At 35.9% G+C, this 13,452-nt stretch carries 12 protein-coding genes; 1 reads left to right on the top strand and 11 read right to left on the bottom strand.

Going from position 1 to position 13,452, the window contains the following annotated elements:
* Positions 1–23 precede the first annotated feature (23 nt).
* The 5 genes from gldD to LVD51_RS00295 all read right to left on the bottom strand — a co-directional run bounded on the left by gldD (position 24) and on the right by LVD51_RS00295 (position 4,183).
* Complete coding sequence (gldD, locus tag LVD51_RS00315; protein ID WP_236969168.1) at positions 24–623, bottom strand: gliding motility lipoprotein GldD; 600 nt, start codon at positions 621–623, stop codon at positions 24–26.
* Positions 616–2,031, bottom strand: coding sequence for a gliding motility-associated protein GldE (gldE, locus tag LVD51_RS00310; RefSeq protein WP_236969167.1), 1,416 nt, complete (start codon positions 2,029–2,031; stop codon positions 616–618). Before gldE ends, gldD begins: the two co-directional genes overlap by 8 nt.
* 18 nt (positions 2,032–2,049) lie before the next feature.
* Positions 2,050–2,508 (bottom strand): single-stranded DNA-binding protein, encoded by a 459-nt coding sequence (locus LVD51_RS00305; RefSeq protein WP_236969166.1) that lies wholly within the window; start codon positions 2,506–2,508, stop codon positions 2,050–2,052.
* On the bottom strand, positions 2,480–3,556 hold the full coding sequence (gene mutY, locus LVD51_RS00300; protein WP_236969165.1) for an A/G-specific adenine glycosylase: 1,077 nt from the start codon (positions 3,554–3,556) through the stop codon (positions 2,480–2,482). Before mutY ends, LVD51_RS00305 begins: the two co-directional genes overlap by 29 nt.
* Before the next feature lie 90 nt (positions 3,557–3,646).
* Positions 3,647–4,183 (bottom strand): RNA polymerase sigma factor, encoded by a 537-nt coding sequence (locus tag LVD51_RS00295; RefSeq protein ID WP_236969164.1) that lies wholly within the window; start codon positions 4,181–4,183, stop codon positions 3,647–3,649.
* Positions 4,184–4,503: 320 nt separating this feature from the next.
* Between LVD51_RS00295 and LVD51_RS00290 the strand changes: the two genes are divergently transcribed.
* A complete protein-coding gene (locus tag LVD51_RS00290) occupies positions 4,504–5,226 on the top strand; it encodes a class I SAM-dependent methyltransferase (RefSeq protein ID WP_236969163.1) in 723 nt (240 codons plus the stop codon).
* Positions 5,227–5,251: 25 nt separating this feature from the next.
* Here LVD51_RS00290 and LVD51_RS00285 read toward each other — a convergent pair whose 3' ends face one another.
* The 6 genes from LVD51_RS00285 to secA are packed head-to-tail and all read right to left on the bottom strand — an operon-like array spanning position 5,252 to position 13,269.
* A complete protein-coding gene (locus tag LVD51_RS00285; protein WP_236969162.1) occupies positions 5,252–6,337 on the bottom strand; it encodes an LptF/LptG family permease in 1,086 nt (361 codons plus the stop codon).
* Positions 6,338–6,339: 2 nt separating this feature from the next.
* On the bottom strand, positions 6,340–7,473 hold the full coding sequence (tgt, locus tag LVD51_RS00280; protein WP_236969161.1) for a tRNA guanosine(34) transglycosylase Tgt: 1,134 nt from the start codon (positions 7,471–7,473) through the stop codon (positions 6,340–6,342).
* An 8-nt stretch (positions 7,474–7,481) separates the two neighbouring features.
* Positions 7,482–8,876 carry a rod shape-determining protein RodA gene (rodA, locus tag LVD51_RS00275; RefSeq protein WP_236969160.1) on the bottom strand — a complete coding sequence of 465 codons (1,395 nt, stop codon included), beginning with the start codon at positions 8,874–8,876 and terminating at the stop codon, positions 7,482–7,484.
* A gap of 2 nt (positions 8,877–8,878) precedes the next feature.
* A complete protein-coding gene (locus tag LVD51_RS00270; protein ID WP_236969159.1) occupies positions 8,879–9,295 on the bottom strand; it encodes a hypothetical protein in 417 nt (138 codons plus the stop codon).
* Positions 9,296–9,303: 8 nt separating this feature from the next.
* A complete protein-coding gene (deoC, locus tag LVD51_RS00265; RefSeq protein ID WP_236969158.1) occupies positions 9,304–9,933 on the bottom strand; it encodes a deoxyribose-phosphate aldolase in 630 nt (209 codons plus the stop codon).
* 30 nt (positions 9,934–9,963) lie between these two features.
* A complete protein-coding gene (secA, locus tag LVD51_RS00260) occupies positions 9,964–13,269 on the bottom strand; it encodes a preprotein translocase subunit SecA (RefSeq protein ID WP_236969157.1) in 3,306 nt (1,101 codons plus the stop codon).
* Positions 13,270–13,452: the final 183 nt, after the last annotated feature.

The raw sequence follows: 13,452 nt of genomic DNA, 5'->3' as shown, positions 1-13,452 counted from the left end.
GATTTCATGTGTTTTAAAAAATACTATTGGGGCCATTCAAATGAATGCACCATGGTGTCCAGATCTCCTTTGATATATGATAGCATAGGAAATAGTGAATCGGGATTGGGTCTGGTATTAAAATATACAGAAGCTCTGAGGAAATGTTCTGTTGAATCCGTAATAAAAAATTGATAAGGACTGGCCACCGGACCGCTCAAATCGAATGCCATCCCTATGGGTTTACCTTCATTTGTTAACGGGATTTCCTCTATTCCAGTTGCCATCCCCGTGTGTTCGTAAGCCAGTTTAAAGGATTCATCAACCAAGCCCTCAAATGAATCATCGGCAGTAATGTCGTAATAAGTATAGTGAATAGTCACATCCCATATAGGATATTTGATATTAAACCAGCAGGGTTGTTCTATATCCTCATTAAAAAAAGTTGTTTTTTCAATCATTTGTGAAGCTTTCGATTTTTTAAAAGAAAAACCACAATCTTCTAATTTTACTCTTTCATACGATCTATCTGGAAATTCTACCTTTGGGTACATCCTCGGTCTTGGTGTGGTATAGACTTCCTCTTGACTACAACCCAATAAAAAACAACTAAATACGAACAACAGTAAGATGTTATTATGCATTATTTTTGGATACTTGTATTTTCTCAATCCTCTTCTTATTAACGGATATGACCTTAATTTTGTATTCATTAAACTGAAGTTCTTCATTTTTTTTAGGCATCCTACCTAAAACTTCTAGTACCATACCTGCAATAGAATCCGACTCTCCTTTATATAGATTAAAATAATCCAAGTCTATGTTCAAAACCCTACTTAAATCGTTAATCAAAAATTTACCATCAAACTCGTAAGTAGTTTTATCGATAATTTTATAATCTAAGGCAAGCTCTACATCAAACTCATCCTTAATATCACCGACTACCTCCTCCATAATATCTTCCAAAGTCACTACCCCTGCGCTGCCCCCATATTCATCTACCACAATAGCAAGGTGTTTTCTTTCGGATTGAAACTCTTTTAACAATTCACTAATCCGCTTTGTTTCTGGTACATACATGATTTCTTTGCGAATGATTTCCGACCATATAAAATTGTCATCATCCATAAATTGCAACAAATCTTTTACATATAGGATACCTTCTATCGTATCAAAATCTCCAGAATAAACCGGAATCCTAGAAAATCCACTATCTCTTACCGTATTATAGATCTCGTTAAAAGGTGCGGTAATATCTATGGCCGTGACATCTGTTCTGGAAGTCATAATTTGCTTTACCGATGTATCGCTAAATTTTACGATGCGCTTAAGCAATGAAATTTCTGCTTCTGCCTTATTACTGCGTTGTATGGTCAAATCAATGGCAGCATCAATGTCCTCTTTACTAGTAGAACTGCGAACCATTTTTCTATTGGCCATTTTCTTCTCCATACCCTGTGTCCACAAAACCAACTGATGACTAATGGGATATAAAATCTTGTTCACTATTATCAACGGTTTTGAAGTAAGACGTGCCAATCTAAGATTAAAACTATTGGCATAGATTTTTGGACATACCTCACCAAATAAAACCAATAATGATGTGACTCCAACAACGGTGATCACAAATTCAATAGACAGGGATATCGTTGCATAATTGTTACCAATAAATGGTATTGAATCACTAAGATATACCGACCAATGAAACAGGGTTTTGTCATTGAGTAGTATGCCTACCAAGTAATCAGACAATAAGACTATGGCAATATTGATAAAGTTGTTACTGATCAATATACTGGCCAATAAATGTCTAGGACTTTGTTTTAGCTTAATAATTCGATCGGAGGACTTTGATTTTTCATTTTGCAAAATCTCAATATCATTGGGACTTATCGAAAAATAAGCCACCTCACTTCCAGAAATTAAAGCGGAACAAATGAGTAGAAATATCAATGCTACTACTACAATAATCCACTCCCAATCCCAAACTAATGAAACCAGGGCAGAATGTGTAAAAGAATGAAGGAACAAATTACAATGCTCGATTTCCAAATTAGTGGATTTGCTTAATTAAAAGGGTAAATCGTCATCATCTGGAGCATCCGTATTCACCGAATTAGTCTTCGTTTGAGAAGGCGTTGTTGATCTTGATGGGCTTGACGGTTCATCACTTCGATCGGGAAATGAAGTCGATGGCCCGCTATCTCTACGCTCCAATAATCTAAAGGTAGCCGCAACCACTTCTGTGATATATCTATCTACTCCATCTTTATCTTGATACTTTCGATGAGTCAATTTCCCTTCAATATATACTTGGTTTCCCTTTTTCAGCTGGCGCTCTGCTCGTTCTGCTAAATTTCTCCACAAAACCACATCATGCCACTCGGTAATGGTCTGCCATTCATTTGATTTATCTAAATAACTCTCATTGGTAGCCACAGAAAATTTAGCGACTTTCGACCCATTCTCAAATACCTTTACTTCTGGGTCTCTTCCCAAGTTACCTATCAATATTACCTTGTTGATCATTATTTTCTTTTAGTCCTAAGTTACAAGAATTCTTATTTAGAAACAAACGCAATGGCCTAGGAAGTGCAAATTTCCTTAAATTTTCTGACTTTACTATTGTCCACCCTTGATTTTCTTCACAAAATAGACGGTTTTTATCAATTTTGTAAAAATACAAAGTTAGCTTTCGATGAGTCAAATTCCATTCCATAGTATCTAACAATTCATAGCTCTCGATATTTAGCTGTTGCTCAGCGGATAACATCGGAAAGGTATACAAACCCTTCCAAAACGACACAGAGTTCTCTTGGGTAATTACCCATTCTGTACCGTCGGTATACACAGCCATATGTATGCTCTTGGATTGTCTTTTTATTTTCTTGGCCTTGAATGGCAGGGTAGATACCATATTATTTTCAAAAGCAAAACAGTGATCTTGAAAAACACAATCGCCACATCCTGGATTGCGCGGAAGACAATGCATAGCACCAAAATCCATAATAGCTTGATTGAATGCAGAGGGAAGGACGTAGGATACCGCTTCGTGAACTAAGGTTTGGATTTCTTTTACCGTTGAGCTAGCATCAATATCATCGGTATAACCAAATATCCTAGCAACCACCCGCTTTACATTTCCATCTACTACTCCATAGGGAAATTCATATGCAAAAGAAGCGATAGCTGCAGCCGTATAGGGGCCCACACCTTTAAGCGATAGCAAATCTTTGTATGTTTTTGGGAAAACCCCTTTATAGCCATCCATGATTTGGATGGCTGCCTTTCTTAAATTCCTAGCTCTTGAATAATATCCCAGGCCTTCCCAAGCCCTCAAAACTTCGTCTTCGCTTGCAGCGGCTAGACTTTCTACATTGGGAAATCTCTCTATAAAAGATAAAAAATAAGGTAGGCCTTGATTGACTCTGGTCTGCTGTAAAATAATTTCAGAGATCCAAATCGAATAAGGATCTCTGAAATCTTTCCATGGTAAGGATCTATTGTTTTTTTTAGACCATTCCAACATTTTTTCCGAAAATGTCTGAATATCTAAATCGTTATTTTTGCGATACATCGGCGAAATATACGACTTTCGAAGCGGTCATGCAATCTACTTAGCCAACAGACTAAATCCATCGATATATCGCATTCTTTATATTTAGTTCTAACTAGCTCTAGATTCTAGTTCGTATATGTTACTGTACTGATGCTTAATCTTTTCCTTCAATTCTTTTCTCGCAAAATAAATTCTACTCTTCACCGTCCCCAAAGGCAAATCTAATTGCTCGGCAATTTCGTGATATTTGAAACCTTCATAATACAACTGAAATGGTTCCTTCAATGTATCAGGTAATTCACCGATAATATCCATCAACTCTTCCATAAATATATCTACTTCCCCTTTATTAAAGATATCGTCCTCACCGCTGTTGATATAATATAGATTATTGGTCTGATCTGATATAGTATTAAATCTCTTTTTACGACGGTAATTATTGATAAAAATATTTTTCATTATCGTCATCAACCAGGCTCTGAAATTTGTTCCCGGTTTAAACTTTTCTTTATTGCTAAAGGCTCTAAAAGCCGTCTCCTGAAATAGATCGTGCGCTGCTTCTTCATTTTTAGTTAATGAGAATGCAAAACTTCTTAAAACTTTGGTTTGTTCGTCAAACTTATTAGAAAATTCAAACTTAGACATAATTCCTCTTTTTTCTTGTGATAATACAAAGATACAAAACTGTTTAATTATTTTTCAACTTTTGTTAAACAAAATATCATTAAAAAATTTAACAAACTGCTTAATATTTACTTAACCTCTGTTATTCAATACTTTACGACATTTATAACGTTCATATTAAAATGAATATTGCCTAATATTATTCAAGAACTATTAAAATTTGGTTAACTTCTTTTGGACTTACAATCCAAATGGTGGTCACATTTAATCAAAGGATTAATTACTAGAAATCATTTTATCTTCCAATTCAACAAATTATCGTACCTTAATAATCGATATAAGTGAATTCTACCTTTAATACGAATTACAGTTTCAACACCATCTATTATGCAATTATGAATCAATATGAAGAAGGTCTGAAATTACTGGCATCTCAATTGTCTTGTCCTTCAGGCGATACGGGAATAGAAATAGGTCAGTTAATGCATGAATCCAATATCTTTATGACTTGGTCAACAGTTGAACAATTAAAAATTCAATCAAAGGACAAGGTATTAGAAATAGGTCCAGGCTTGGCATCTCATCTGGACAGAATTCTTGGAATTGCAGAAAATATAAAATACTACGGTTTAGATATTTCGCCTTTGATGATTGAAGAAGCCATTCGCATCAATCAAATCCATGTAAATCACCATCGAGCTTTCTTTCAATGGTATTCTGGAGAAAATATTCCCTATGATAACCATTACTTCCACAAAATATTTACAGTAAACACTTTGTACTTTTGGAAAGAACCACAGGTTTTTCTAGAAGAAATCTACAGGGTATTGAAACCTTTGGGAAGTTTAATCATCACCTTTGTACAAGCTTCCACTTTAGAAAAATTGCCTTTTACAAAGTACGGATTTAAAAAATACGATGATTCTTCCATTGAAGATCTAAGTTCACAATCTAAATTCAAAACCATATCCTTGGACAGTCATACAGAAATCATTAAATCCAAACTCGGGGAAGAAATGAAACGAGACTTCTACATATGGCACTTGCAAAAACCCAAAGAGTAGGATTAACCCTACAACACATTCGGTATTATTTCTGTGCTCGCCTAAATAAAATATAAGCGATAAAACCGAAGACAATATTGGGCATCCAAACACCCAAAGCTGGGGGCAAAACTGAAGAGTTGGCAAAGGTTATACTAAATTTGGATAACAAAATAAAGGTAGCTCCAATCAACATACCAGTGGCCAAATGCCAACCCAATCCTCCTCTCACCTTACGAGAAGCTACACAAACGGCTATAATGGCAAGGATAAAGGATGTTACCGCATCTGCCGACCGACGGTGGATTTCAATCCAAAATCTATCTACATTAGAAAAACCTTTTAGCTTTTGCTCTTCTATCTGATTTAAGAGATCTAAAGTGGTATAGGTCCGCTCAATCTCATCTATTTGAATAAAATCTGAAGGCTTAATATACAGTGTTGTATCCAACCATTTATTCTTAAATACCTCAATAGACTGTTCTTCCCCATCAAAGGTTCGAATGGAGTAATCATATATTTTCCAATGAAATGGGGCTTCTACAAACTCCATTTTATTGGCTTTTATGATTTCTACTAAGGCATTATCCTTCATCCTTTCCAATCGAATATTATATGCTGTAGTATCGTTGTGTCTGAAAGTCTTGATATATATCATAGACTCTGGAGTCAACATCTGTTGAATATTTGTCTCGCGAATATTTTTTTTGCTTTTAGCAATATATTCAGCTAAAAAAACAATTCTGGATTTTTCCCCATAGGGTATAATAATATGATTGGCCACTAAATGAATACCAGATACCAATAAACCACCTATAATATAGGGGAATAAAAACCTTTGAAAACTTGAACCCGCATTGAGAATACTCAAGATTTCACTGTTTTTCGCTAATCTCGAAGTAAAAAAAATAACGCTAATCAGTATAAATATAGGCCATATTGTACTGTCGATATACATGATAAATGGCAAAAAATAATCTACTAAGACCGTCCAAAAATCTAAACCAGAATTTAAAATCTTTTGACTCTTTTCACTTAAATCAAAAACCACCGATATCAACGAAGACAACAAGACAGTGAAGAAAAAAGTCTTCAAAAATATTCTCAGTATATATCGATCTATTATTTTCATAGTTATAATCTTTGACTATACTGGCGGATGGCTTGGTTCTTCCATTCCGCAAAATCTCCCAACAAAATATGCTTCCTAGCATTGCGAACCAATTGCAAATAAAAAGAGAGGTTTTGAATAGTAGCAATCTGCGGTCCCAACAATTCTTTACTTAAAAACAAATGCCGCAAAAATGCCTTGCTGTGAAATCTACTTGTATCCGCCGTACTTTCTTCATCGATGGCAGAGAAGTCTTCCATCCATTTTGCATTTTTAATATTGATTATACCTTCATGGGTATATATCAAGCCATGTCGTGCATTTCTTGTAGGTAGAACACAATCAAACATATCAATACCCAAAGCTATGTTTTCCAATAAATTTTCTGGTGTGCCCACACCCATTAGATAGCGGGGTTTTTCTTTCGGCAAAATGGATGTCACCACATCGGTCATGGCATACATATCCTCCTTGGGTTCACCAACTGACAATCCTCCTATAGCATTGATGGGTTGGTCTGTACCCGCAATATACTCAGCCGATATTTTTCGTAAATCTGTATATACGCTACCCTGTACAATAGGAGCCAATGTCTGAACCACTCCGTATTTCTCTTCAGTCTCATTAAACCTTTTTATACATCTTTCCAGCCAACGATGAGTTCGGTGCATTGAAGTATTGGCATATTTCCAATCGCATGGATAAGGTGTACATTCATCAAATGCCATGATAATATCAGCTCCGATTGAACGCTGAATATCCATTACAGATTCAGGGGTAAATATGTGTTTTGATCCATCGATATGACTCCTAAACTCTACTCCTTTTTCAAAAATCTTTCTACTTTGGCCTAAAGAATAAACCTGGTATCCTCCTGAATCGGTAAGCATAGGCTTTTCCCACCCACCAAACCGGTGTACTCCTTTTGCCTTTTCAATTAATGGAATACCTGGCCTAATATATAAATGATAAGTGTTGGCCAAAATAATTTCAGCCGCTATAGTCTCTTCTAATTCAGCCATGTGAACCCCCTTAACGGTGGCTGCAGTGCCAACCGGCATAAATATAGGTGTATTTATTACCCCTCTTCCGGTATGAAGCCTACCTGCTCTCGCCTGGCTTTTTTCATCCGATTTATCAATATCAAATTCAAACATGGAGTAGATTAGTATTCTTTACTTGAAATATTTAGAAACACTGCAAACATAAGGGAAAATCCTAACAAGGCAGAACCTCCATAAGAAATAAAAGGCAGCGGTATTCCAATGACTGGAACAAGACCAATAGTCATTCCAATATTAATAAAAACATGGAAAAATAATATACCTGCAAATCCATATCCAAAATTGGAAACAAATCTAATATTTGATTTCTCCGCTATATAAATTATCCGAAATATCATGATAAAAAAGATAGATAGAATCACCATTGACCCTATAAATCCCTGTTCTTCACCAACGATACAGAAAATAAAATCCGTGGTATGTTCTGGTACATAATTGAGCTTGGTCAATGTTCCCTCCATATATCCTTTGCCATTCATACCACCAGAACTAATAGCCATTTTAGATAAAATCACATTGTATAAACTTCCTCTTGGATCACAAAGCTCTGGATGTAACCAAGCGTTTAATCTATCTTGCTGATGGGGTTTTAAAACATTAAAAAACACAAAAGATGTGGCATAAGACAGGCCTGAAAACAAAACAAATATCGAAGATATAATGGATACCAATTTGAGCTGACCTTCTCTAATCGACAAGAATATAAACATTATGGCAATGCAAGCATCAAAAATCAATATTAGCACTTCCAATTCATTGTAAAAACAAACAATATTGGCAATGGTCAAAATAGATATACTCAAAAGCCAATATTTAAAAAACTTGTTTTGCGAACCCAATACCAGCATTAGAGTAATCATCAAGAAAGCCAAAGTGCTGTATACACTAAAGGATAATGTCATTATAAAGACTGCCCCCAATAATATAATAGCAATGAATGGCCAAATCGAAATACCATTTCTAAACAGGACAAAACTAAATGCAAAAAATACCAAAGCCGATCCCATATCTGGTTGTAATAAGATTAACAAGATCGGAGCGGAAATTATAATTAAGGATATAAATATAGACCGAAAATTATCCAGCTTCACGGAGGGATTCGCCAAAAAGTTACTCAAGGATAGACAGGTTGCAAATTTGGCTAATTCTGAAGGTTGTAAAGAAAATCCTCCCAAACTAATCCATGACTTAGCTCCGTTAATCTCCGAACCGAAGACCAAGACCAGTAATAGCAATAATAGACTCAGTCCATAAATGGGCAGAGAAAATATATTCCAGAATTTTTTTTCAATCAACAAGACCGACAAAAAAACCAAAATACAGGCAATGGTCCAATAAGTTTGCATACCTACTGTTGACCTTATATTGAAAATTTCTACATCGTAAAATGATGTAGCCGGTGTGGCAGCAACTTTAATAAACCAACCAACAATCAAGATACTGAAGAATACTCCACATAGAACCCAATCAAATGAATGTTTTCTAATCTTATTCAATATTACTGAATTTTTAATCTACTCTCATACACATTTTCCTTAGTCACTTTTGCATTGACCAATACGGCTGCAGGAAAATCTTCCCTCAATTGTGAAAGTAAATTCATCGCCTTATATTTGGACAGAAATGACCCCGCATAAAGGTTGTAATAAGGTTGATCGTGAACCCAATCATGAGGTATAAAGTCAAATTTTTCCACAAATCTTTTTTCCACCTCTTCCATTTCACGACGATCATTCGTGAAAAAATACAATATTCTATACCCCGACAATTCGGTTGTATTTTGCATAGCATTTATATAATTTTCCATGGCGCGATCCACCTTAGGAGATTCCTGAAATGAAACCTGCTGTGCATCCAATTTTGAAACCATTAAAAAAATGGCCAAAAATCCTATTTGAAAAATTGATATCTTCATTTTGGCTTTTATATTAATGAACTCGTTCCTATACGACTCGCTCCATTCTCAATCATCGCTATCGCTTCTTCTTTTGTAGATATTCCACCTGCTGCCTTTATCAACAAATCATCACCACATAATCTTTTTAATGAACGTATAAATTCTAGACTTGTTTTACCATTAACTCCGGTTGCTGTCTTTATAAAATCTACATTGTGTTTAATGCATAGTTTAACGATTTGATCTAATTCCTCTTCTGTCACCAATTGGTTCTCAACTATCAATTTTAACTTGGCATTTTTTAAACGACAAATAGAAGTCAAACTATCAATTTCGTTTTCCACATAATTCCACTTATTGTTTTTTACTGCACTTAAGTTCAATACTGCATCCATTTCTTTGGCTCCATTGGATACGGCTTCTTTAATTTCTTCCACCTTTCCTTTATACGACTCAAATCCATTGGGAAATCCAATCACCGTCGTTATAACTAAGTCCTTTTCATCGACTGCCCTCTTTACGCGGTCAATGAAATAAGGGGGGATGCAGATAGAATAATATTTATTTATAATGGCCTCAAAAACAACCTTATCTATTTGTTCAAAGGTCAGATCTGGTTTTAGTAAAGTATAATCAATATAAGTTTTTACATTCATGGGATATAATTTAATCCCAAAATAACACAATTATACTTTTCCATGACATTGTTTATATTTTTTTCCACTTCCACAAGGACAAGGATCATTCCTACCGACCTTCTTTTCTTCCCTCACAAATGTCTCCACCTTCTGAGGACTTCTACCCGCATTACTCGCAGCCTTTCTTGCAGCCAACTCTTCGGCTGATCTATTGGTACTTGTTCCACTCAAATCTGTACGCTCAACTCTCGCTTCTTTAACATCTCTAGGTGCGTCTATTAAAATCTTACCTCCTAATATCCACCCAGATACTTCTCGATTAATTTTATATATTAATTCTTCAAATAGATTATAGGCTTCCATCTTATATATCACCAATGGATCTTTTTGTTCGAAGGCTGCAGCTTGCACTGATTCCTTCAATTCGTCCATATAGCGCAAGTGTTCTTTCCAGTTTTCATCAATCAGCGCTAAGGTCACCGTCTTTTCGAGATCCCTCATTATGGACACACCTTCTGTTTTAACCGCTTGTTCTAAATCTGCTGTTAAATTTAAAGTTTTCGATGTTCCATCCGAATAGGGTAGCGCTATTCGCTTATACTTATTGCCTTCATTTTGATAAATGTTGGTAATTGTAGGCAAAAGAATTTTAATGATATAGGCTTCTTTTTCCTCGTAAAACTTCCATATTTCAGCTCTAAAAGTATTGGATACTTCATCTATAGATGTCGTATTAAAATACTCTTTATCCATTTGTGGATCATAACCTACTTCTCTGATTGATGCTTCTCTAAACGTTGAGTAATCACCCTCTGATTTATGTTCGTACACCAAACTTTCGATAAAGCCGTCCACCATATTTCTAAGATCGACTTCTAGCCTTTCGCCTTTTAGTGCATTCTCACGTTTTTTGTAAATGGCTTCACGTTGGATATTCATTACATCATCGTATTCCAACAATCTTTTACGGATACCAAAGTTGTTTTCTTCTACTTTCTTTTGAGCTCCTTCGATGGATTTGGTCATCATTCCATTCTGAATGACTTCCCCTTCCTTAAGACCCATTCTATCCATAATCTTAATCGATCGTTCATTCATAAACAAACGCATAAGATTGTCCTCCAAGGATACAAAAAATTGGGAGCTACCTGGATCTCCCTGTCGTCCTGCTCTACCACGCAACTGTCTATCTACCCTTCTAGAATCATGACGCTCAGTACCAATGATACCCAATCCTCCAGCTTTTTTAACCTCTTCCGATATCTTGATATCGGTACCCCTACCAGCCATATTGGTCGCAATAGTGACCTTGGATGGATATCCAGCTTCCGCTACGATTTCTGCCTCTCTTTGATGTTGTTTGGCATTTAATACATTGTGTGGAATACCGGCAATGTTCAACATCCTACTCAGTTTTTCTGATGTTTCTACCGAAGTAGTACCGACCAAGACCGGTCGACCTACTTTAGTCATTTCTGCTATTTCTTGAATTACAGCATTGTATTTTTCTCGTTGGGTTTTAAACAAGAAATCATTTCTATCGTCTCTTATTATAGGCTTATTGGTAGGAACTACCACCACATCCAATTCGTATATTTCCCAAAGTTCGTTGGCTTCTGTTTCCGCTGTACCAGTCATACCAGACAACTTGTGATACATTCGGAAATAGTTTTGCAAGGTAACCGTGGCATAAGTCTGGGTAAGATCACCAACTTTTACATTTTCTTTGGCTTCTAATGCTTGGTGCAGACCATCGGAATATCTTCTACCTTCCATCATCCGACCAGTTTGCTCATCGACTATCTTTACTTGACCGTCCATGACCACATATTCTGCATCCTTTTCAAATAATGCATATGCTTTCAACAATTGGCTAATCGAGTGAAGTCTCTTAGATTTTTCTGAATAATCTTGAATAAGTTCTTGTTTCTTCTCCCTGACTTCTCGAGGATCAGTATTTTCCTGTTCTATCTTTAATAATTCAGTTGCCAAATCAGGCATAACAAAGAAATCTGGATTTTCCTCGTACTTGGATAAAAATTCAACCCCTCTCTCCGTTACTTCAACATTTCTATTTTTTTCGTCTATGGTAAAATACAAAGGCTCATCTACTACATGCATATGCTTTGATTGTTCTTGCATATAGTGATTCTCCGCTTTTTGCAAAATAGCTTTTATACCATCCTCACTCAGATATTTAATCAATGGTCTGTTTTTGGGAAATGCCCGATAAGATCTCAACAGAGCCATACCTCCTTCATCTTCACCATAACCCAAAGAACCTGATTCAATCAGTTTTTTGGCATCGGTTAAATATTTTGTTGCCAATTTTTTCTGTTCCCCTACCAACTTACCCACTTTGGGATTTAATTCCACATATTCTTGTTGATCGGCATCTTTAGGTATAGGTCCAGAAATAATTAACGGTGTTCTCGCATCGTCAATTAATACCGAATCCACCTCATCCACAATGGTATAGTGATGTTTGCGCTGAACTTGCTCGCCTTTGGATCGAACCATATTGTCTCTCAAATAATCGAAGCCAAACTCATTGTTGGTACCAAAGGTTATATCACATAAATACGCCGCATCTCTATCTGGGGAATGCGGTTTGTATTTGTCTATACAATCTACAGTCAAAAACAAGAATTGATATATCGGCCCTACCCATTCGGAATCCCGTTTGGCCAAGTAATCGTTCACGGTTACCACATGGACACCTCTACCTGCCAATCCGTTTAAGTATGCTGGAAGTGTAGCCACTAAAGTTTTACCTTCACCAGTAGCCATCTCAGCTATCTTGCCATCGTGCAATACCATTCCCCCTATCAACTGTACATCGTAATGGATCATATTCCACTTAACTTCAGCTCCTCCTGCCAACCAACGGTTTTTCCAAATAGCTTGGTCTCCCTGAATGGTCACAAAATCCTTTTTGGCAGCCAAATTCCTATCCATGTCGGTAGCGGTAACCTTTATCTCCTCTTGAGTAGAGAATCGTCTCGCCGTTTCTTTTATAACTGCGAAAGCCTCTGGCAATATCTCCATAAGGATTTCTTCCAGATAAGTATTTCTATCATTTTCGAGTGCATCCACTTGATTGAAAAGCTCTTCTTTCTCTGCAAAATCTTTGATCGCTATTGCTTCCTCTCTTCTCTTTACAATCTCACTGTCAATATCCTCTAAATAGGTAGTTATTCTTTCTCTAAACTCCAAGGTCTTATTCCTCAATTCGTCATTGGTCAATGATTGATAAGCCTCAAAATGTTCATTGATCAATTCTACTTTTGGCAAATAATTTTTAACATCTCTGTCGTGTTTTGTACCAAAAATATTCTTTAGAAATTTTAACATTATAGTAGTGTTTATATTATAGTATGATGTTGACACAAAGTTAAGCAAGATATAACCTTCCAAAGAATAAGTTTTCAATAAAGATACAACTGCTTCTTATTCGTTTACTCCGCAAAAACATCCATTAAAGATCAAATCACGTCCTCATTATGTAACATATTCTATGGCATAACTATTATCCAT

Source organism: Membranihabitans marinus (assembly GCF_021729155.1).
In the GTDB taxonomy this organism is placed as follows: domain Bacteria; phylum Bacteroidota; class Bacteroidia; order Chitinophagales; family Saprospiraceae; genus Membranihabitans; species Membranihabitans marinus.
Note: the sequence above shows the minus strand (reverse complement) of the source record. Positions and strands in the feature narration are given on the sequence as shown.

Coding starts and splice junctions, on each gene's coding strand:
- gldD (WP_236969168.1), bottom strand. CDS start 623: ATGCATAATAACATCTTACTGTTGTTCGTATTTAGTTGTTTTTTATTG.
- LVD51_RS00305 (WP_236969166.1), bottom strand. CDS start 2,508: ATGATCAACAAGGTAATATTGATAGGTAACTTGGGAAGAGACCCAGAA.
- mutY (WP_236969165.1), bottom strand. CDS start 3,556: ATGTATCGCAAAAATAACGATTTAGATATTCAGACATTTTCGGAAAAA.
- LVD51_RS00295 (WP_236969164.1), bottom strand. CDS start 4,183: ATGTCTAAGTTTGAATTTTCTAATAAGTTTGACGAACAAACCAAAGTT.
- LVD51_RS00285 (WP_236969162.1), bottom strand. CDS start 6,337: ATGAAAATAATAGATCGATATATACTGAGAATATTTTTGAAGACTTTT.
- tgt (WP_236969161.1), bottom strand. CDS start 7,473: ATGTTTGAATTTGATATTGATAAATCGGATGAAAAAAGCCAGGCGAGA.
- LVD51_RS00270 (WP_236969159.1), bottom strand. CDS start 9,295: ATGAAGATATCAATTTTTCAAATAGGATTTTTGGCCATTTTTTTAATG.
- deoC (WP_236969158.1), bottom strand. CDS start 9,933: ATGAATGTAAAAACTTATATTGATTATACTTTACTAAAACCAGATCTG.
- secA (WP_236969157.1), bottom strand. CDS start 13,269: ATGTTAAAATTTCTAAAGAATATTTTTGGTACAAAACACGACAGAGAT.